At 57.3% G+C, this 18,046-nt stretch carries 22 protein-coding genes and 1 tRNA gene; 8 read left to right on the top strand and 15 right to left on the bottom strand.

What is annotated here, in order from left to right; genetic code table 11:
• Positions 1-27 precede the first annotated feature (27 nt).
• Positions 28-1,332, top strand: a complete 1,305-nt coding sequence (locus LG297_RS14105) for an adenylate/guanylate cyclase domain-containing protein (RefSeq protein WP_404421291.1) — start codon at positions 28-30, stop codon at positions 1,330-1,332.
• Positions 1,333-1,350: 18 nt separating this feature from the next.
• On the opposite strand, the gene LG297_RS14100 is transcribed toward LG297_RS14105, so the two are convergent.
• The 12 genes from LG297_RS14100 to LG297_RS14045 form a co-directional block, all read right to left on the bottom strand.
• Positions 1,351-1,923, bottom strand: coding sequence for a hypothetical protein (locus LG297_RS14100; RefSeq protein WP_404421289.1), 573 nt, complete (start codon positions 1,921-1,923; stop codon positions 1,351-1,353).
• 89 nt (positions 1,924-2,012) lie between these two features.
• Entirely contained in the window at positions 2,013-2,270 is a 258-nt protein-coding gene (locus LG297_RS14095; protein ID WP_007090418.1) for a RebB family R body protein, read from the bottom strand.
• Between the two features lie 59 nt (positions 2,271-2,329).
• A complete protein-coding gene (locus LG297_RS14090; RefSeq protein ID WP_404421286.1) occupies positions 2,330-2,653 on the bottom strand; it encodes a RebB family R body protein in 324 nt (107 codons plus the stop codon).
• Positions 2,654-2,747: 94 nt separating this feature from the next.
• Positions 2,748-2,972, bottom strand: coding sequence for a RebB family R body protein (locus LG297_RS14085; protein ID WP_404421284.1), 225 nt, complete (start codon positions 2,970-2,972; stop codon positions 2,748-2,750).
• Between the two features lie 236 nt (positions 2,973-3,208).
• The gene (locus LG297_RS14080) at positions 3,209-3,454 is read right to left on the bottom strand and encodes a RebB family R body protein (protein WP_404421282.1); all 246 of its coding nucleotides are present in this window, start codon (positions 3,452-3,454) and stop codon (positions 3,209-3,211) included.
• 11 nt (positions 3,455-3,465) lie between these two features.
• Positions 3,466-3,765 (bottom strand): RebB family R body protein, encoded by a 300-nt coding sequence (locus tag LG297_RS14075; RefSeq protein ID WP_404421280.1) that lies wholly within the window; start codon positions 3,763-3,765, stop codon positions 3,466-3,468.
• A gap of 127 nt (positions 3,766-3,892) precedes the next feature.
• Positions 3,893-4,228 (bottom strand): RebB family R body protein, encoded by a 336-nt coding sequence (locus LG297_RS14070; RefSeq protein WP_062952012.1) that lies wholly within the window; start codon positions 4,226-4,228, stop codon positions 3,893-3,895.
• A gap of 202 nt (positions 4,229-4,430) precedes the next feature.
• On the bottom strand, positions 4,431-4,754 hold the full coding sequence (locus LG297_RS14065; RefSeq protein ID WP_404421278.1) for a RebB family R body protein: 324 nt from the start codon (positions 4,752-4,754) through the stop codon (positions 4,431-4,433).
• A 204-nt stretch (positions 4,755-4,958) separates the two neighbouring features.
• Positions 4,959-6,068 (bottom strand): RNA polymerase sigma factor, encoded by a 1,110-nt coding sequence (locus LG297_RS14060; RefSeq protein ID WP_404421276.1) that lies wholly within the window; start codon positions 6,066-6,068, stop codon positions 4,959-4,961.
• Between the two features lie 260 nt (positions 6,069-6,328).
• Positions 6,329-6,982: a hypothetical protein gene (locus LG297_RS14055; protein ID WP_404421274.1), complete on the bottom strand. Its 654-nt coding sequence runs from the start codon at positions 6,980-6,982 to the stop codon at positions 6,329-6,331.
• On the bottom strand, positions 6,982-8,721 hold the full coding sequence (locus LG297_RS14050; RefSeq protein ID WP_404421272.1) for a hypothetical protein: 1,740 nt from the start codon (positions 8,719-8,721) through the stop codon (positions 6,982-6,984). Before LG297_RS14050 ends, LG297_RS14055 begins: the two co-directional genes overlap by 1 nt.
• Positions 8,722-8,918: 197 nt before the next feature.
• Positions 8,919-8,994 (bottom strand) — tRNA-Thr (locus LG297_RS14045).
• 220 nt (positions 8,995-9,214) lie between these two features.
• Between LG297_RS14045 and LG297_RS14040 the strand changes: the two genes are divergently transcribed.
• Positions 9,215-10,009, top strand: a complete 795-nt coding sequence (locus tag LG297_RS14040; RefSeq protein WP_404421270.1) for a class II glutamine amidotransferase — start codon at positions 9,215-9,217, stop codon at positions 10,007-10,009.
• Positions 10,010-10,011: 2 nt separating this feature from the next.
• Here LG297_RS14040 and LG297_RS14035 read toward each other — a convergent pair whose 3' ends face one another.
• Positions 10,012-10,785, bottom strand: coding sequence for a DeoR/GlpR family DNA-binding transcription regulator (locus LG297_RS14035; protein ID WP_404421268.1), 774 nt, complete (start codon positions 10,783-10,785; stop codon positions 10,012-10,014).
• Between the two features lie 232 nt (positions 10,786-11,017).
• Between LG297_RS14035 and LG297_RS14030 the strand changes: the two genes are divergently transcribed.
• Genes LG297_RS14030 through LG297_RS14005 form a run of 6 tightly spaced genes read left to right on the top strand, consistent with a single transcriptional unit; the run spans position 11,018 to position 16,988 of the window.
• Positions 11,018-11,998 carry an ABC transporter substrate-binding protein gene (locus tag LG297_RS14030; RefSeq protein ID WP_404421266.1) on the top strand — a complete coding sequence of 327 codons (981 nt, stop codon included), beginning with the start codon at positions 11,018-11,020 and terminating at the stop codon, positions 11,996-11,998.
• Positions 11,998-13,734: an ABC transporter permease gene (locus tag LG297_RS14025; protein WP_404421264.1), complete on the top strand. Its 1,737-nt coding sequence runs from the start codon at positions 11,998-12,000 to the stop codon at positions 13,732-13,734. The genes LG297_RS14030 and LG297_RS14025 overlap by 1 nt, the downstream gene beginning before the upstream one ends.
• Positions 13,722-14,804 carry an ABC transporter ATP-binding protein gene (locus tag LG297_RS14020; RefSeq protein WP_404421262.1) on the top strand — a complete coding sequence of 361 codons (1,083 nt, stop codon included), beginning with the start codon at positions 13,722-13,724 and terminating at the stop codon, positions 14,802-14,804. Before LG297_RS14025 ends, LG297_RS14020 begins: the two co-directional genes overlap by 13 nt.
• On the top strand, positions 14,804-15,892 hold the full coding sequence (locus tag LG297_RS14015; RefSeq protein WP_404421260.1) for an MBL fold metallo-hydrolase: 1,089 nt from the start codon (positions 14,804-14,806) through the stop codon (positions 15,890-15,892). Before LG297_RS14020 ends, LG297_RS14015 begins: the two co-directional genes overlap by 1 nt.
• Before the next feature lie 17 nt (positions 15,893-15,909).
• Entirely contained in the window at positions 15,910-16,500 is a 591-nt protein-coding gene (locus LG297_RS14010) for a histidine phosphatase family protein (RefSeq protein ID WP_404421258.1), read from the top strand.
• Positions 16,497-16,988, top strand: coding sequence for an HAD family hydrolase (locus LG297_RS14005; protein ID WP_404421256.1), 492 nt, complete (start codon positions 16,497-16,499; stop codon positions 16,986-16,988). Before LG297_RS14010 ends, LG297_RS14005 begins: the two co-directional genes overlap by 4 nt.
• 45 nt (positions 16,989-17,033) lie before the next feature.
• Here LG297_RS14005 and msrB read toward each other — a convergent pair whose 3' ends face one another.
• Entirely contained in the window at positions 17,034-17,474 is a 441-nt protein-coding gene (gene msrB, locus LG297_RS14000; RefSeq protein WP_404421254.1) for a peptide-methionine (R)-S-oxide reductase MsrB, read from the bottom strand.
• A gap of 102 nt (positions 17,475-17,576) precedes the next feature.
• Positions 17,577-18,038 (bottom strand): thermonuclease family protein, encoded by a 462-nt coding sequence (locus LG297_RS13995; protein ID WP_404421252.1) that lies wholly within the window; start codon positions 18,036-18,038, stop codon positions 17,577-17,579.
• Positions 18,039-18,046 lie beyond the last annotated feature (8 nt).

Here is an 18,046-nt window from a genome sequence, read left to right as displayed (position 1 = left end):
CAGTGTAAGAATTGGGCGGAGCAGGCCATGTCAGAACATTCAAAACCGACGAACAATGTCACGTCGCTGCCAGGCACCAACAGTGCCCTGTCGGGCGGTGGTTTTGTGCGGGCGGTCAATGACTGGCTGATGGAGCGCGCGCTTGACGATACCGATATCGATGCGATTGTCGAAGGCATGGTGGCGCGCCTTGTTGCCGCGGGCATTCCGATCGAGCGCGTCATGGTCGGCTTCAAGACCCTGCATCCGCTTTACGAAGGCGTTTCCTATATCTGGTCAAAGGATGAGGGCCGGGTTGAACGGTCGTTGCATCTTGATGTGCGCGAAAAGAACCCGGACTGGCTGGACAGCCCGATGAAGTGGATGTCCGATAACGATGTCACCTTCATGCGCCGCCACCTGATCGGGCCGGGGGCGATCCTTGATTTCAATGTTTTGCAGACTTTCCGCAAATCCGGCGGCACGGATTATCTGGCACTGATGACGCCCTTTACCACGGACCGCGACAGCACGCTGGGCACGAACCGTATCTTCATGACCTATATGACGCGTCGGCCCAGCGGCTTTACCGACGAGGATCTGGCAATCCTGTCATCGATCCAGCGCCGTTTTGCCGTGTCGTGCAAAATGCGCATCATGCACGAAGAAACCAAGACGATCCTCGAAACCTATCTGGGCTCGGATGCCGGGCATCGGGTGCGCGACGGACAGATCAAGCTGGGCGACAGTACCAAGACGCGTGCAGTGATCTGGTTTTCCGATATGCGCAATTCGACATCGGTTGCCGCCAGTGTCGGGGATGATGCTTTCCTGGGTGAAATGAATGATTTCTTTGCCGCGACGGCGGGTGCGGTCCTGAAGCATGGCGGGCAGGTCTTGCGCTATATCGGGGATGCAACATTGGCGATTTTCCCGATCCGCGAGGATGAGCAGGATCTTGAGCAGGCTTGTACGGCGGCGGTTTATGCCGCGGCAGAAGCACAGATCAATATCGATCAACTGAACAGTCAGCGCGAAGAAAGCGGTTTACCTGCCTTCGACTATGGGCTTGGCATGCATGTCGGCGATGTGATTTACGGCAATGTCGGCGTGCCTGATCGTGTCGATTTCACCGTAATCGGGCAGGCGGCCAACGAGGCCGCCCGGATCGAGCAACTGACCAAGCAACTTGGCAAGCGGGTTCTGGTAAGCCATCAGGTGGCAAAATTCATTTCCTGTCCGACGGAAGAAATGGGTGCGTTCGAGCTTCAGGGAACGGGTCTGAGCCTGAAGCTGTTTGCGCCGGACTTCAAGGAAGCCTGTGAACGCATTCAGTTGATGCAGGCCGGTTGATCACCCTTGGCGGCGACATCACGCCATACTGTCGAAATCCTTGACCACGCTGCTTGAAGCGGTACCGACGCTTGTGAATGTTTGCTGGGCGTCGGTGACGGCCTGTGTTGCCGCCTTGATGATATCGGCATAGGGATCAGTCGTTTTTTCCACCAGCATTTTTTGCAGTGCCACACCGGTTGTGGCGGATGCCATCGACATGATGTTGCGCATGTAATCGGTGCTGTCCTGCACGGCATAGGCGGCGGCCTGTGCGACCTTTTGATAGGCAATCCCGTTTGCGCCCGGACCGGCCCCGTTCAGTACAGCATGATTTGTAGTGCCGACGGCCTGCACGATTTGCGGGTTAAGGGCGGTGCTAAGCGGTGTGCTGTTTGCGCCACCACCGCCAGCCGCGCCACCATTCGCGGGCGGGGTGTCGCCGCCTTCTTTGGTAGCACCGTTTCCAACGCCGCCAGCGCCACCCTGGGCATTGGCCGCAGGGGTGGCTTTGTCGTCGGCTTTTTCGGGATCGGCGGCATCCTGTTCATCGGGGGGATTTCCACCAGCGGGCGGGGTGTCCTTTGGGGGATTTTCGTTTTCGTCAGCCATGATGGGCCTCATCGCGTTAACAGAACGGTTTCAGGAGTTTGGCGCAAAGTTGCCGGACGTTTCAGGCGTGGGAAATGATGTTGGCGGCGTCAGGATTTGCCACCGCCGCCCATGCCACCACCGGAGCTGTCGAGAATCATTTTGCACGCGCTGGAAGTTACGGCATTGCCGATCTGCTGCAAGCCGCCCTGGGTCTGCATGGCGTTCTGCATCGAAAGACTGATGGAATGTGCCATCGTCTGATACACGAGCCCCATTGCCTGCGCCGGAGCTTCGCCCAGAACCTTGACGTTGGTCTGTGTGACCGCGTCCGTAATCTGGGAATTTACCGGGGTGTTGTCTGCCATGTCACGCCCTCACTGAAATTTCCGGATAACACGCACGGCGCGTGACATCCGAATTCTGCCTAACGGCGAGTTGCTGCCAAAATGACCAGAAGGGTCAGTAGTGTATTGCTGTTGTCCGAGCGCGCCATCTTGGTGGTTGCCTGCGCCCCGGCCATCGTATTGACCGAGTAAAGCTGCATCACGCCCATATTGGTGGCCGCCTGCGAACACATTGATGCCTGTTGCTGGGCCTGGACGGCGTTCTGGAACAGGATTGATGTCGAATGGGCGGCACTTTGATAGATCATGCCCATGGCGTTCGCCGGGGCCGAGCCGAGAACGCTGACCGATGTCTGGGTCACCGCATCTGTGATCTGACCGTTCACTGGGGTTGGAATAGCCATTTCTTCCTCCGATTTGGCGGTCACGATGACCGTACACGTCTTGACGCAGATGATTGATCTTTGTGACGAAAATCCCGAATGACGATCCGGATTGTCAGCCCGCCTGAGCGGTAATCATTGCCACCAGTTTCGAGGTTGCAGTATTGGCGACCTGCTGCATATTGCCCTGTGTCAGGGTGGCGTTTTCCATGGCCAGACCCGTTGCATGGGAATGCGATTGCAGGGCTATCGATACCGCCTGTGCCGGACTTTCGCCCAGTACCTTGACGTTGGTCTGTGTCACGGCATCGGTGATTTGCGGATTGACGATATCGCTCATGACATCATGCCTTTGCCTTGAATGGTGAGCCTGCAGGCCGGATCAGAACCGGCTGAACCTGCAATCGTGTCGCTATTGTCCGGCCTGTCTTTGTCTTTCATGTTCTTCCTGCTGACGTTTGAGTTCGTCGTCAGTAAGTTCGACATGCGCAGCCGGTTCTTCCGGTGGTGCGGGATCGGGTGGCGGTGCGCTCTTTAGAACAGGGGGGCGCTTTGCTGTCCCGCTTTCATTCCCCCTTACGACTTTGGGTCCCTGTTTCCGACCGACAGCGTATTGCGCGTGCATTCCATGGTCGTCGCCAGACTGGCAACGGCAAGCTGCTGCTGTTCATTGACCATATTGGCAAACAGGATGCCCTGTGCCTGGGCTTGCGCCAGATAGGATTGCATGGTGCCCATTGCGGGGGCTGTGCCGATCACCGTTGTGTTGGTCTGGGTCACACCATCGGTGATCTGTTCGTCGACTTCGCGCGGAGAGCTCATCGTTTTGATCCTTATCGATTTTGACGCGACATCATCTGTTCGATGCTTTTGGTCAGGGTCGCCATGCCGGTCATGGAAAGCTGCCGCTGGCCGGATACCATATTGGCCATCAGCACGCCCTGTGCCTGCGATTGGGCCAGCATGGCCTGAAGTGTGGCATAGGCCGGGCCGACACCGATGGTGCCGACATTGACCTGACTGACAGCGTCGCTGATCTGGTGCGACACCTGATCCTGAAGGGACAGCAAGGCTTCGGTGGCGGCTTCGTCGTCGGTATCCTTGGTAGGCGGGTCGGTTTTTGCCGGTGCCATCACGATCTCCTTGGCTGGCGCGTGGACTACATCGCTATGACGGTGCAGGGCGGAATGTGTGACACAAAAAAGCCCGGCAAGCGTTTGCATGCCGGGCCGGTTCGGGCGGCGAAACCAATGAAGGAAGTTACGACACTGCGGTGCCGGTGGTCGCCTTCAGGGCGGACAGCAATGCAAGCATGTTGTCCGGAACGTCGCTGGTTGCGATTTTCTGCGTTGCCACGGCACCCGCCATGGTATCGACGGAATAGACCTGAATGACGCCCTGGTTGGTTGCAGCCTGCGACGAGATGCCGACCTGCTGCTGGGTGCTGACGGCGTTTTCATAAAGAATGCCGTGGGAATGTGCCAGCGACTGAAACAGCGAGCCCATGGCCATGGCCGGTGCATCGCCCAGTACTTTGACATTGGCCTGGGTCACTGCATCGGTAATCATGCCATTGACCGGGGTATTATCAGCCATAATCTGTCTCCTGGTTGCCTGGAAAAATATGCCGGAAACCGGCCCGTTCCGCGTGGTGCGCGGCGATCAGTCATTTGACGGGGACGATGGGCCTTTGTGACGCCAAACCGCCAAAAACTGCGGGCAAAATTACCGGGAAACGATATTGGGCGGCCGGTCGGAAAACGGGCCGCCCAATCGGGGAGGTCTGGGAGGAAACCGCTTAGCTTTTGACGGCCTGAAGGGTGGTCAGAAGCGAAAGCATGTTGTCGGGAACGTCGCTCTGCGCGATTTTCGAGGTCGCGACGGCATCGGCCATGGTATCGACCGAATAGATCTGGATGACGCCCTGGTTGGTGGCGGCCTGGGATGAAATGCCAAGCTGCTGCTGGGCGCTGACGGCATTTTCATAGAGAATGCCGGTGGAGTGGGCCAGAGACTGGAAGATCGAGCCCATGGCCATAGCCGGGGCATCACCGAGCACCTTGACGTTTGCCTGGGTGACGGCATCGGTGATCTGACCGTTTACCGGGGTCGGAATCGCCATTTTAAAACTCCTTCGTATGCTGCTTGCGGTGGAAATCCTGACGGGTTTTTCCGTCCCGAATTCATCCTATCGACGCTGGCAGATCGGGCTTGTGACGGGACGGCTCATTTTTTTGCCAGCAGTGGATCTTTGTAGGTGATGGGCGCAACGAACCGGGCGGAACGGGATTGATTCATTCCGCCCGGTTTCAGGATGTGATGACCGTTACTGTATGCCGGCACCGCGCAAATGATCGCGGGCAAGCTGGACGCGTTTGCGCACGGCGCAATTGCTTAGTCCCAGACTGTCGGCAATGTCGTCATAGCTTCGGTCTTCGACGCATCGCATCAGAAGCGGCTTGCGCAATTTTTCCGGAAGGGCGCGCAAGGCGCGTTCAAGATGGTCGAACATTTCGGTCGCGAGGAAAGATTCTTCGGGGCTGGGATCATTGCGACCGGAAATCGGTGGCAGGGCGGCATCGGCAGTGCCGTGGTTTTCTTCCTTGTATTCCGCCTTGCGACGGTTTTGCCGATGCAGATCGATACAGGCATTGTGCACGATCCGCGAAAGCCAGGCACGATGATTGCGAATTTCGTCCATTGAATCTTCGAACTTCACCGATGCCTTGAGCATGGCTTCGGACAGCGCATCCTGCGCATCGTCCATATTGCCCGACATCAGTTTCAGGCATTGCTTTAAAAGGCTGTCTTGCTGATCCATCCAGAGCGGCCAAAAATTTGGCGCGGCCGGTTCCATGCTGGATGAGGCGGCATCATCCAAAGGACCGGTTTGCCATGATCTGGCGTCGTCGCGATAGGATTGCGGCGCCCCGGATGGATGACCAAGTGGCTGACAGGGTGCCGGTTGTTCGAAACCGGGATTGCCAAACAGTGACATTGCATCCTGCATTGACCGCTGCATTTGTGACAGCGGATTGCCGCCAAGGTTGCCGAGGCTTCCGGCAATAATGTCGGTCGGGCTTGGTCCGCGAGATGACGGTTCCAGTCCCGGCAATCCGGCCAGAGGATTGAAATTCGCCGGATATCCACGCGGAACGGCCGGGTTTCCGGTTTTCGATTGTGGTTCGCGGGGGGCATAATTTACTTCGGTGACATTCCCAGTTTTACAACTTTCACGGGAATTACTGCTTAATGCAGCAAGGTAATCTTCTGCCAATCTGGCGCGTTGCTCGTCTTTCAGGTGCGACCAGATTGATGTGACATTTTCTCCTGTCCCCAATGCCTTGTCCAAGGCATCATCTAGAGATTTTGCGAACGTGATTTCGTTCTCCGATAGTTCGGGTCGTCCCTGTTCGGTGTTTTTTTCGTACTGCACTTCGGACCCCTCCTCAGAAAGATTACAACCAAAGGCTGTTTAGGTCTCTCGCGACTATTATGACGGTGTGCAATTTGAATTGTGAATAAAAAGAAAAATTCTACTTAAAGTTGTTTTAAATTTTAGGGGATTTTCTAGGGCTGCTTGGTCGTAAGATTTTGTTTTTGCTAAACTTTAACCGGTTTCCCGCAGGGGGTGTGTATAGGGTGTTTCATGGTCGTGTTCAGGCATGCCTTTGCAACTTCTGGCAAAAGGCCGAATCACCCTTTACCGGACGGTTCGGGTTTGGATGCATTTTCGGGGGTGGCGGATGCGGCGGGCGTTGGCGTCGGGGCAGGATCTAGGGCAGGGTTCGGGGCAGGGTCTGGGGCCGCGGTGTTGTTGCCGGACGACGGGGAGGCGGGTTTATTCGGTTGGGCCGTGGAATTGCCTGTGTCGCTAGCGGTTTCGGCGTTGCCTGTATCCGCAGGTTCGGCTGATTTGGGGGCATCCGGGGCATCTGGTATCGCGTTCGAGATGGCCTGTTCGACCTGTCGGGCGAGATGATTCATGCGCATGTCAATTTCGGCCACAATGATCCGGCGCAATTCGTTGGCGATTTCGATCATCACCATGGCACCGGGATCTGCCGGTGCCGAAGATGCACTTCCTCCGCCTGTTCCGCCTGTGCCGGTCTGTTTCGACGATGACGGCCCCGACGATGCGGGTTGCGCGGTACCGGTTTTTGCGCTTTGGCTTGATTGCGCATGACTGGCGGCGGCCAGTTTCTGATCCAGAATCTGGGTTCTGGCGCGATCAGCGGCGTTGGCCATCGCCTTCATGGTTGCCTGATATTCCTGGTTAAATGCTTTTTTTACCGCGTCCTTTTTGCTGCTTGCCGTCTCAACACCGGGAAAGTTCGGGCCGCTATTCATCAGGAGGCTCCCTTGTCCGGTTTTCCGGTTGTTGTGCCGGTGCCGGTATTGGCATTGCTGTCAGTATCCGGGAGGCTGTCGCTGTTGTCTGAGGCGGTGGTCCCGGATGCGGCCTTGTCCTTGCCTTTTGTCGGGGGGGATTTGGTCGGGGTTGCCGGTGCCGGATCAGGGGTCTTGTCCGGTTTTGCAGCCGGGCTGGCGTCGGCGGTATTGTCGCTGTCGGATGGGGCGGGCAGGACAAAGCCATAGGCGGCAAGCCCGTCATCGTCGGGGGCGTCGGTGATGCTGATCAGGCTGGTTTGCAGGCTGGATGTGGCATTGGCGATCATGCTTTCGGCGCGGCATTCGGTATCCTGCCCCGGATCGACACAACCGAGCATCGCGGTCGGGGTGGAAATTTTCTGATTGCCGCGCAGCTGCGCCGTGACCGAGAAGCCCGATGCAGCCCCGCGCAGGATCAGCGCGACCAGGGTTGCGCCCGATTTGCCATCGGTGGGGGCAATGACCTGCATGCGAAGCGACAGGCTTGTCGTGGTTGTCAGCGGGACGTCGCCCTGCAGGATCGGGCTTGGCAACGTACCGGCATATTGCAATTGCACCGGGATCGATGCCGGGGGGCTGGCAATGGCCGATGTGATCCGCAGGGTGGCGATGAAGGGTTCCTGCGTGCTATCGGGGCTGCCGAGCTGCTGATCCATGCCAAGGCTTGCGGGGGCGGCGGGTTCTGTATCTGGGATGGCCGGGCTGTCACCGGTTGCGAGGCTTGCCGCGACCATATGCCATTCGCTTGACGGCAATCCGCCGATGATGCTGGCGCGGGTCAGTGAGGGCAGGGTGGCGGGGATATCAAGTGCCAGTCGTGCTGTACTGATATTCTGCGGCCCGACCGACAGCGACCATTGACGGATATCGGCTGGAATGTCGGCAGCGTCGAGTTTCGCGGTAACGATGGTATCGGTATCGCTGCTGGTCGGGCCGGGACTTGGCAATTGATCAAGGGTGATCGACCAGTCCGACGTTTTGGCATTTTGCGCATTGCCGGAAAGTTCGGGCAGAAGCGGACGATACAGATCGCCAAATGTCACCGTGCCTTCGAGCCGGGTCGTGCGCCCGTCATCGCGGACCAGATTGACACGATAGGATTGCGGGCCGGGTTCGGTTGGCGTGGATGTGGTCGGGTCGGAATTACGAGGCATATCGTGCGGCGGAGCCGCAGGTGCCGGGGATGCGTCACCGCTATCGTCACCGCCACCAGTTCTGTCGCCGACCGGGGCGGTTGCCGTGGTTGCCGCTTTATCCGTCATTGCAGGGGATGGTGTGGCAGACGAGGGCGCAGGATCAGGGGGTGTCGTGCCCGCCATTGTGGTCAGATTGCCGTATTCGTCATAGCTGTAGGATGACAGCGGCGGCACCGGTTGCATCGGCTGACCAAGGGCCTGTTCGATTTTCTGCATGGCATATTCAATCAGGTTCTGACCGGCCAAAGGTGTATGACCTGACAACCCGTCCAGTGGGCTGGGGCTATTGGTATCGGGGGTGGTATTTGCCGGATCGGGGATCGGAGCGGCCGAGGACGGGCGAGGAATGACGGCATCAAGCCCCCATTCCTTTGCCGTGTCGAAACCGAGCACATGGGCCCACGGCCAATTATCGACGGCAGGGCTTCCTGTGCCATTGCGGGCAGTCGGGTTGCGCGTGGTATTGGCTGTGCTGTCAGGCTGTTTGTCATTGTCGGTCATGCTGGCAATCCCCTGGTTGCACTTGTGAAACGCTGCGGAAGGTGCATGCCTGCGCCGAACCGGATTTCACAAGGATTGCGACGGTTCACATGTCAGAAGGACGGGGAGCACCGGGGGTTGTGACAAAAAACGTCAAATCGCGTCCGGGGAGGGGTAACAAAAAACCCCGCAGGGCTGTTTGCCCGACGGGGTTATAGTGGTGCTGATGATAGGATTTGAACCTACGACCTACGCATTACGAATGCGCCGCTCTACCAGCTGAGCTACATCAGCACGATTCATTTTGTGGCGCGGAAAATACGGATAATCCCCCCGGTTGGCAAGTGCTTTATTGTTCTTTTTATCGTCCATCCCCAACTGTATCCGGCAGATTGCGCAGGGCAGCCGGAAGATCGACCAAAACCGTAAATATCACATTGACCGTTATGTAGTTCCCCGGCATAGATAGCGCACAGTACTGCTTCATGCCGTAACGTCAATCAAGGGAAGTCATATGTGCCGCTGGCTGAGCTATATCGGAGATCCGGTTTATCTTGAAAAACTGGTGTTCGAGCCGCGACATTCCCTTGTTGAACAAAGCCTTCATGCCGAACAGGCCAAAACGCCGACCAATGGCGACGGGTTTGGTATCGGATGGTATGACGAACGTAAAACACCCGGTCTTTATCGTGAAATCCTGCCGGCCTGGAACGATCCGAACCTTCGATCACTTGCCCATCATATCCGGTCGGGCATGTTCTTTGCCCATGTCCGGGCATCGACGGGGACCGAAACCAGCCGCACGAATTGCCACCCGTTTGCCCATGAAAATTACCTGTTCATGCATAACGGCCAGATCGGGGATTATCCGCTGGTACGGCGTGTGCTTGAAGCGATGATTGATGACGAATTTTACGCAACCCGCCACGGCACGACCGATAGCGAACTTATTTTCTGCCTGATGTTGACCTTTGGCCTGCGCACCGACCCGCATCGCGCGATCCGCAAGACGATTGAAGTTGTCGAACGTGAAATGAGGGAACGCGGGGCAACTGCGCCATTTCGTTTCACTGCCTGCCTGTCAAATGGCGAGAGCGTTTGTGCCATCCGCCATGCCAGCGATGACAAGCCACCATCGCTTTATTGGCGCAAGCGCGGGGATCACGTGATTGTCGTGTCCGAACCGCTGGATGCCGAAAGCGATAGCTGGATCGCGGTGGCCCCCAATCATACCCTGCATGTTTGCCGAGATTTGAATGTCTGCGAAGAACCGACGCTTTCGGCGACCGGGTGCAAGGGCGCAGCGTGATCCTAGTTCGCGACGATCACCTGTGACCGGCCCCGCACCAGTTGCTGTTGCAAAACATCGCCCGGTGCGGTGTTCAGCAGCACGGTTTTGAAATCCGATGCGTGGCCGTCCCGGCAAAGGGCCTTTCTGCCGACCTTTTTTTCATCGACCAATAGGATCGCGTGATCGCAGCAGGCGACAAGGGCGCGACGTGCGCGGACTTCGTCCATGTTGAAATCCATCAGGTCCCCGGTTTCCGACATCCCCCCGACACTGACAATCCCGAAATCGGCGCGGTAGGTGCCAAAGAATTCCGCGCTGTCGGCACCGATGATATCAAGGTCGCGAGTGCGAATGGTCCCGCCTGCCAGGCGCAGCGTGACATTGGGAGCGTTCTGTAATGTCAGCACGACATGGATATTATTGGTCAGCACCGTCAGATTTCGGTGCGAGGCCAGGCTTTGAGCGGCGAGTTCGGCGGTGGTGCCGGTGCCAATCGCGATGGTGCAGCCTTCGGGGATGATATCGGCCAGCTTGGCAGCAAGGGCGCGTTTGCCACTGCGGTTCCAGACTTCGCGTTTTTCATAGGCCGAGTTATCCGGATCGGGCGCCGGACCGGCAAGGCCATGGCGGCGGAAGATGCGCCCCTGTTCCTGCAAATCGCGCAAATCGGTCCGGATCGTCTGGACCGAGACATTAAAGCGGCGTGCCAGTTCCTCGACCGCCATGAAGCCGCAGGATTTGACAAGGGCGACAATCCGGTCGCGACGGCGGTCAAGAGGCACGGGATCGGACATTGGTTTCCTTTGATATTCTTTCGTTCGAAAGTATGTATTTCGCGATATCAAGGAGTATAGACAGGCTTGGTTGCGCCTGAAAAGCCCGGTAGGCTTGTTGAAACATTTAATTCTTTGCTTTGTCACACAACTGAAATCGAAATCCATATAGCGTCCCCGTCGGATTGTTTTCGAACGAAACCTTCGGGGTGGCCGCAAAAGGTACGCCCCACGCAATCAAGGGATGTGGATGATGCGTAACGTTCTTCTTGCTGCCGTGGCTTCTGCTGCGATGATGCTGCCGGTTGTTGGTCAGGCAGCCGAAAAACTGGTTCTTTATACCAGCCAGCCAAATCAGGATGCCCAGACCACTGTTGATGCCTTTAAGGCGGCATACCCCGATATCGAAGTCGAATGGGTGCGTGATGGCACCACCAAACTGATGGCAAAACTGCGTGCCGAGATCGCCGCAGGTGATCCGCGCCCGGATGTGTTGCTGATTGCCGATACCGTGACCCTGGAAGGCATGAAGGGCGAAGGTCTTTTGCAGGCATATAAATCGCCCGAAGCATCGGCCTATGAAGCCGCACTTTATGATGCGGATGGCTATTACTATTCCACCAAGCTGATCACGACCGGTATCGTTTATAATACCGGTGTCGAGAAAGCCCCAAAAAGCTGGAAAGACCTTTCCGATCCAGCGCTTAAAAACCAGCTTGTCATGCCAAGCCCGCTTTATTCCGGTGCGGCCCTTATTCACCTGTCGACACTGACGGAAAACAAGGAACTGGGTTGGGATTATTATCAGGCACTGGCCGCGAACGAAGCACGCGCACAGGGCGGTAATGGCGGCGTGTTCAAGGCGGTTGCATCGGGCGAAAAGCCGTATGGCGTGGTGGTTGATTTCCTTGCGATCCGTGGCAAGGCAGACGGTTCGCCGGTTGATTTCGTCTTCCCGACCGAGGGTGTCACCTATGTGACCGAGCCGGTTGCGATCATGAAAGACGCCAAGAACGTCGATGCGGCGCACAAGTTTGTTGATTTCGTCCTGTCCGGCGAGGGCCAGGAACTGGTTCTGGATATGGGTTATGTCCCGGCACGCGGAGACATGGCATTGCCGGAAGGTTTCCCGGCGCGCAGTGACATCAAGCTGATGGATTTCAATCCGGCCGTGGCACTGGAACAGGCAGAAGCGAACAAGAAAAAGTTCGCGGACATTTTCGGGGCTGAATAATGCAGGCTGCAAGTCGCCTTCGCGGCTTCATGCCCGGCTTTGCAAGCCCGACGGTTGGCAACCGGTCTTCGGACCGGTTGCTGTCGTGGCTTTTATTGCCGGTGTTCGTGATTTCGATTTTACCGATTGCGCGCCTTGCGATTGAGGGCGTGTTTGTCGGTGGCGTGCCCAGTACGGATTATATCCGCGATGTTCTGGGCAGTTCGACGACATGGCGGGCAACTGCCAACAGTCTTTATACCGCAGGGCTTGGTACGGTCATTTCGCTTTTGATCGGGGGTGCGTTTGCGTTTCTGGTCGCGCTGACCGATATCCGCGCCAAGGCGGTGCTGGTTTTCTGTTTCATGATCCCGATGATGATCCCGCCACAGATTACGGCATTGGCGTGGGTGCAACTGACCGGGCCGAGCAGTGCGCTTTTGAATGCGCTGGGTATGGCACCCCCGATGGGATCGCCCCAGCCGTTTTATTCGGCCGAGGGGATTGCGCTATTGCTGGGTATTCAGCATGCATCAATCGTGTTTTTGACGCTGCGGGCCAATTTGCGCATGCTGCCGCGCGAACAGATCGAAGCGGCCCGTTTGGCGGGTGCGCGTGGCAGTCGTTTGTGGTGGCAGATCATTTTGCCGCTGACAAGCCCCGGTTTAATTGCCGGAACCGCGATGGCGTTTGTCACAGCCCTTGGCAATTTCGGGATACCGGCGATGCTGGGGATCCCTGCGAATTATTCGACATTACCGACCCTGATTTACCAGAAACTGGCCGGATTTGGTCCGTCCGTTCTGGGCGAGGTATCGGTGCTGGCGATGCTGATCGGGACGATTGCGATTTTGGGTGTGGCGGTGCATCACCGGTTACTGGGCAAGCGTGACTATCGTCTTATGGGGATGGTGGGGCGGCCGCTTGATATCCGGTTGGGCGCACGCAGGACATTGGTTGAAGCGGTGTTGTGGACGGTTTTGATCGCCATTCTGGTGATCCCGTTGATGGCGTTGGTTGCGACCGCACTGGTCCCGGCCTTTGGTGTTAAGCTTAGCCTTGCCAATTATAGTTTCGATGCGTTTTACGAAGTCCTGTTTGTTCAGCCATCGACCATCCGGGCCTTCCATAACAGTTTCATGTTGTCGGTCGGGGCGGCGGTGACGCTGGTCGCGATCTGTTTGCCGCTGGCCTATGTGATTGTAAGGCGGCCGACCCGGTTGACCCATATGGTCAATCTTCTGGTCGAGGTGCCCTATGCCTTGCCCGGTGTGGTTCTGGCGATTGCCTGCATTCTTCTGTTCATTCGCATTCCGGTGATTGATGTCAGTTTGTATGGGACGCTTGCGATCATTTTTGTCGCCTATCTGGCGCGGTTTCTGGTGATTGCGCTGCGTCCGGTGATGAACAGTTTTTCCCAGCTTGATCCGGCATTGGAAGAAGCGGCACAGGCGTGCGGTGCAGGACTTGGCCGCCGTTTGCGCGATATCCTTTTGCCGCTGGCGGCACCGTCGGCAGCAGCGGGGGCGTTGCTGGTGTTTTTGACGGCGTTTAACGAACTGACGGTTTCGGCGCTTTTGTGGTCGGCCGGAAACGAGACGCTGGGTGTTTTGATTTTCAATCTGGATGACAGTGGCGACACCGTTCTGGCCTCGGCCGTGGCGGTATTGGTTGTGCTGGTTGTTATTGCCTTGATGACCGGTTTCCAACTGGCATCACGTCGTTTGCCCAAGGGAGTTGTGCCATGGCAGACATAAATCTTTCGCGGATTACCAAATCGTTTGGCGATTACCAAGCGGTCAATCAGGTATCGCTTGATATCCATGATGGCGAATTTGTAGCCCTGCTGGGCCCGTCGGGATGTGGCAAGACGACGTTGCTGCGTCTTCTGGCCGGGTTCGAGGAACCCGATCACGGCGTCATAGCCCTGGGTGGGCTGGCGGTTGCCGATCCGGCCAACGGGGTGATGATCAACCCCGAAGCGCGCAACCTTGGCATCGTGTTTCAGTCCTATGCGCTTTGGCCGCATATGTCAGTGGCGCGCAATGTCGGTTATCCGTTGGAGGTGCGCGGGCTTGGCCGGGCGGAACGTGATGCGAAGATTGCCGAGGCATTGTCGATTGTCGCCCTTGAACCTTATGCTGATCGCAGTCCGACGGAACTTTCGGGTGGGCAGCGCCAGCGGGTGGCACTGGCGCGTTGTCTGGTAATGGAACCGCGTGCTGTATTGCTGGACGAGCCGCTTGCGAACCTTGATGTGCATCTGCGCGAAACCATGCAGCAGGCGTTTCTGGATTTCCACCGCCGGACCGGTGCGACAATGATTTACGTCACCCACGATCAGGCCGAAGCGATGGCCATGGCCGACCGGATTGCGGTGATGGACAAGGGCCGTATTCGTCAGATGGCCGCCCCCGAGACCCTTTACCGTGAACCGGCCGATCATATGGTTGCGGGCTTTGTCGGGGCCGGGGCGGTGTTGCCGATTGGCGATGTATCTATGCGCGATGCCGGACGGTGTTCGGTGCGATTGGGTGATGCGGCGATCCATGCGCGGATTTGCCAGAAGGCAGCAAGTAACAACGACGGGCAGGACCTTGGTCTTTGCCTTCGGCCCGAGGATGTCTGGGTCGATGAGGCCGGGACATTGCGCGGTTCGGTCGAGGATTGCGTCTATCTGGGCGGTCGGTTCCGGCTTCAGGTGCGGGTCGGTGCCGATCAGGTTTTGCCGGTTTATGCGACGAAACGTGCCCGGATCGGCGAAACCGTCGGATTGGTGATTTCCGATGGCTGGGTGTTTAACCGTTCAGAAGGTGAGGCTGCCTGATGTCTGCCCGGATGCGTGTTTTATCGGGACTTGGTGAAAAAGGTCCGGCCTGTCTGCGGCTGGAGTTCTTCAATCGGCGATGGATGCTGGATTGCGGGGTCGGTCCGGAAAATGACAGCGGTTTTGATCCGGCATGGTTGAACAAAGTTAACGCTGTTTTCATCACCCACGATCATGTCGATCATATCGGTGCCGCGGCGGAGGTGATAGCAGCCGGGTTACCGATTTACTGTACCGAGGTCACGGCGCGATCCCTGCCTGCAGGGGCGAATGTGATCATCCTGCCGCCCTATGGGGAAATCCAGGTTGACGGTGTCACCGTCACCACCGGGCGGACCGGGCATGCCTTTGGCGGGGTGTGGCTGCATTTCGAACTGGGCGGTGGGGTTCTTTACACCGGCGATTTCTGCAAGGAGTCTGATTACTTCCTCTATGACACGCCGCCCGATGCCGCGACGGTTTTGATGGATGCGTCCTATGGCATGGAACGCCTGACACAGCAGGTGCGGATCGACGGACTTTTGACCAAGATGTCCAAGCTTGACGGGCAAATCCTGTTTCCAGTACCGCCGAGCGGACGGGCAGCCGAAATGGCATTGCTGTTTGAAAAGCACAGCATGACCGACTGGTCGATGGATGCGCGGTGCTATGGTCGGGTCAAACAGGTTCTGGGTGATGGCGGATCGGATTATGTGTCATTTGATGCGATCAAAAAACTGCGTGGCCTTAAGGACAAGGCGCGCGATTTTAACCCCGATGCCAGATTGCTTTTGTGCCATGCGCCGTGCGGCACATATGGCATGGCGGGCGAACTGATTGAAAAATGGGGGCAGGAAGGGCGGCTGGGCCGCGATGCACATGTGATCTTTACCGGTTTCATGCCGGTCGAGGCGCGCCGCATGGTCGAAAAGGGCCATGCGCATTTCCGGCGTTGGAACGTGCATCCACTGTTTGATGATGTGGTTGCGATGGCCAATGACTGCCATGCGATGCAGATCGTGCCGCTGTTTAATGGCCGCCCCGAGGACTTTAGCCTTGTCGATGGATTTGACGGGCGGTTACAGCTTTCGGATCGGTTTTATCTGTAAATGGGCAATGACCAAACATGATTTATCCTGCAAAGACGTTTGATTTCCCGAAAGTGCCGTTTGTGTTTATCCGGCACGGGGAAACCGATGCCAACAAGGCCGAAATCATCGCCGGGTCGAACGAACCGCCATTGAACAATGCCGGACGCGATCAGGCGCGTGCGATTGCCCCCTTGATGGCGATGGGCAAATGGCATGCGGTTTATGTCAGCCCGCAGGACCGGGCGCGGAAAACCGCCGAACTGGTTTTACCCGATTATGATGCGCATATCCTTGACGGTTTGCGCGAACGCCATTGGGGTGACCTTGAAGGCCGCCCGATTGCCGAGGCGGGATCGCGTTTCGATACCCCGCCTAATGGCGAAGGGTTCGATGCGATGTGTCAGCGGGTATCGTTTGCCATGCAGCAGGCATTGGCCGAAGTCAGCGACCGTTTGACGGTGGTGATCGCCCATTCCGGCGTCGCGCGTTGCATTCTTTACATGACCGGTTTTGATGCCGAAGGCCCGCGCATTGCCAATGCAACACCTATCCTGTTCCGCCCGGTCGGAACGGGATGGGAATATGAACATTTGACCGAAGATCTGATCAGGGAGATTTCCGCGTGAGCCAGCCAGAAACCATACGATCCGATTTGATCAGTAACCCGCGTGATGCGGTGGTGTTTGATATGGATGGCACATTGGCCCATTTCGATGCCGATGAATTGGGGCACCTGGTGCATGGGGTGGAAAAGCACTGGGATGCGTTTTTCGATGAAATGGACAAGGCCGCCCCGATTGCCGATATCGAACGGCTTTTGCGGGTATTGCACCAGTCCGGGCAGGCGATTGTGATTTGTTCTGGACGCCCGGCCGGGTGGCAGCACCGGTCCGAGGCATGGCTTCGTGCGCATGGCATTCCGTTTGATGGCATGTATCTGCGCCCGGAAGATGCCGATCACCGCACGGACGAGGAAGTCAAAGAAGACCTTCTGGCGCAAATCCGTGCTGATGGGTTTAATCCGTGGCTGGTGGTCGATGATCGCAAGCGCGTGGTGGACAAATGGCGAGATATGGGACTGACCTGCCTGCAATGTGCGCCGGGGGATTTTTAAGGCCTTGATAAAGAAAGACCGGCGTGTGTGCCGGTCTTTGCTGTTTTAATCAAAAAGCGGTTTGTATTCGCCGTATCCTTCGGCTTCGAGCCGGGCTTTGGGGATGAAGCGAAGCGATGCGGAATTGATGCAGTAACGTAGTCCTCCGGCTTCTTTGGGGCCGTCGGGGAAGACATGGCCCAGATGGCTGTCGCCATGTTTGGAGCGAACTTCGATCCGGCGCATGCCATGCGTATTGTCTTCGCGGGCGACGACATGATCGGTTTCGACCGGGCGTGTGAAGCTTGGCCAGCCACAGCCGCCATCGAACTTGTCACGGGATGTGAATAATGGCTCGCCCGAGACGATATCGACGTAAAGCCCGTCTTCCTTGTGATCCCAGAAATCATTGCGAAACGGTGGTTCGGTGCCGCTGTTTTGCGTGACGTGATACTGATTGGCGTCAAGGGCTTTGATGGCGTCCGGGTTCTTGGTGTATTTCGTCATGGTTTCTCCGGTAGGCGTGATTTGGTCATGCTTCCGAAGATGGTTGGATTGGCCGCAATGTCCAGTGCCTTCACGGCAAAGTTATGGATTTTTGGTGCCTGTTCACCCTTGGCACCAGGGTTGGCGTTTGGTTTTGCCGTCATAGGGGCGGGCGAGCCCCTGATTGATCAGTTCCTGATCGAGTGACTTGCCATCAATGCGCACCGATGCGACAACGCGCCCGCCATAGCGGCCCCATTCCGGTTCGCAAAACTCAACCCGTTTGGCCGATTTCAGGCTTTGACGCGCGAAATCACAGGCTTTGCCCGCAAGGGACTTTTCGCCTTCGCACTTGCCGCGTATTTCGGGGGTGTCCACGCCGCGCACACGCACCGACATATCGGCAATTTCACCGGGAAGGCCGGGGATGTTCACATAGATCGTATCGCCATCATAGGCGTATTCGCCGTGCCGTTCGCGCAGCGGCCAGTCATAGCAGGCCGCCGCCGCGATGGATGTAATGGGCAACGGGGTGATCGCGAAGATCATTGTTGTGATGATGCGGCGTCGGGGCGGGCGGGGCATGGGCGCTT

The organism is Thalassospira australica (assembly GCF_044790785.1).
Taxonomy (GTDB): domain Bacteria; phylum Pseudomonadota; class Alphaproteobacteria; order Rhodospirillales; family Thalassospiraceae; genus Thalassospira; species Thalassospira australica_A.
Note: the sequence above shows the minus strand (reverse complement) of the source record. Positions and strands in the feature narration are given on the sequence as shown.

What these genes read in the sequence shown, in the direction of transcription:
- LG297_RS14105 (WP_404421291.1), top strand. Translation starts at nt 28, where the DNA reads ATGTCAGAACATTCAAAACCGACGAACAATGTCACGTCGCTGCCAGGC.
- LG297_RS14100 (WP_404421289.1), bottom strand. Translation starts at nt 1,923, where the DNA reads ATGGCTGACGAAAACGAAAATCCCCCAAAGGACACCCCGCCCGCTGGT.
- LG297_RS14095 (WP_007090418.1), bottom strand. Translation starts at nt 2,270, where the DNA reads ATGGCAGACAACACCCCGGTAAATTCCCAGATTACGGACGCGGTCACA.
- LG297_RS14090 (WP_404421286.1), bottom strand. Translation starts at nt 2,653, where the DNA reads ATGGCTATTCCAACCCCAGTGAACGGTCAGATCACAGATGCGGTGACC.
- LG297_RS14085 (WP_404421284.1), bottom strand. Translation starts at nt 2,972, where the DNA reads ATGAGCGATATCGTCAATCCGCAAATCACCGATGCCGTGACACAGACC.
- LG297_RS14080 (WP_404421282.1), bottom strand. Translation starts at nt 3,454, where the DNA reads ATGAGCTCTCCGCGCGAAGTCGACGAACAGATCACCGATGGTGTGACC.
- LG297_RS14075 (WP_404421280.1), bottom strand. Translation starts at nt 3,765, where the DNA reads ATGGCACCGGCAAAAACCGACCCGCCTACCAAGGATACCGACGACGAA.
- LG297_RS14070 (WP_062952012.1), bottom strand. Translation starts at nt 4,228, where the DNA reads ATGGCTGATAATACCCCGGTCAATGGCATGATTACCGATGCAGTGACC.
- LG297_RS14065 (WP_404421278.1), bottom strand. Translation starts at nt 4,754, where the DNA reads ATGGCGATTCCGACCCCGGTAAACGGTCAGATCACCGATGCCGTCACC.
- LG297_RS14055 (WP_404421274.1), bottom strand. Translation starts at nt 6,982, where the DNA reads ATGAATAGCGGCCCGAACTTTCCCGGTGTTGAGACGGCAAGCAGCAAA.
- LG297_RS14050 (WP_404421272.1), bottom strand. Translation starts at nt 8,721, where the DNA reads ATGACCGACAATGACAAACAGCCTGACAGCACAGCCAATACCACGCGC.
- LG297_RS14040 (WP_404421270.1), top strand. Translation starts at nt 9,215, where the DNA reads ATGTGCCGCTGGCTGAGCTATATCGGAGATCCGGTTTATCTTGAAAAA.
- LG297_RS14035 (WP_404421268.1), bottom strand. Translation starts at nt 10,785, where the DNA reads ATGTCCGATCCCGTGCCTCTTGACCGCCGTCGCGACCGGATTGTCGCC.
- LG297_RS14030 (WP_404421266.1), top strand. Translation starts at nt 11,018, where the DNA reads ATGCGTAACGTTCTTCTTGCTGCCGTGGCTTCTGCTGCGATGATGCTG.
- LG297_RS14025 (WP_404421264.1), top strand. Translation starts at nt 11,998, where the DNA reads ATGCAGGCTGCAAGTCGCCTTCGCGGCTTCATGCCCGGCTTTGCAAGC.
- LG297_RS14020 (WP_404421262.1), top strand. Translation starts at nt 13,722, where the DNA reads ATGGCAGACATAAATCTTTCGCGGATTACCAAATCGTTTGGCGATTAC.
- LG297_RS14015 (WP_404421260.1), top strand. Translation starts at nt 14,804, where the DNA reads ATGTCTGCCCGGATGCGTGTTTTATCGGGACTTGGTGAAAAAGGTCCG.
- LG297_RS14010 (WP_404421258.1), top strand. Translation starts at nt 15,910, where the DNA reads ATGATTTATCCTGCAAAGACGTTTGATTTCCCGAAAGTGCCGTTTGTG.
- msrB (WP_404421254.1), bottom strand. Translation starts at nt 17,474, where the DNA reads ATGACGAAATACACCAAGAACCCGGACGCCATCAAAGCCCTTGACGCC.
- LG297_RS13995 (WP_404421252.1), bottom strand. Translation starts at nt 18,038, where the DNA reads ATGCCCCGCCCGCCCCGACGCCGCATCATCACAACAATGATCTTCGCG.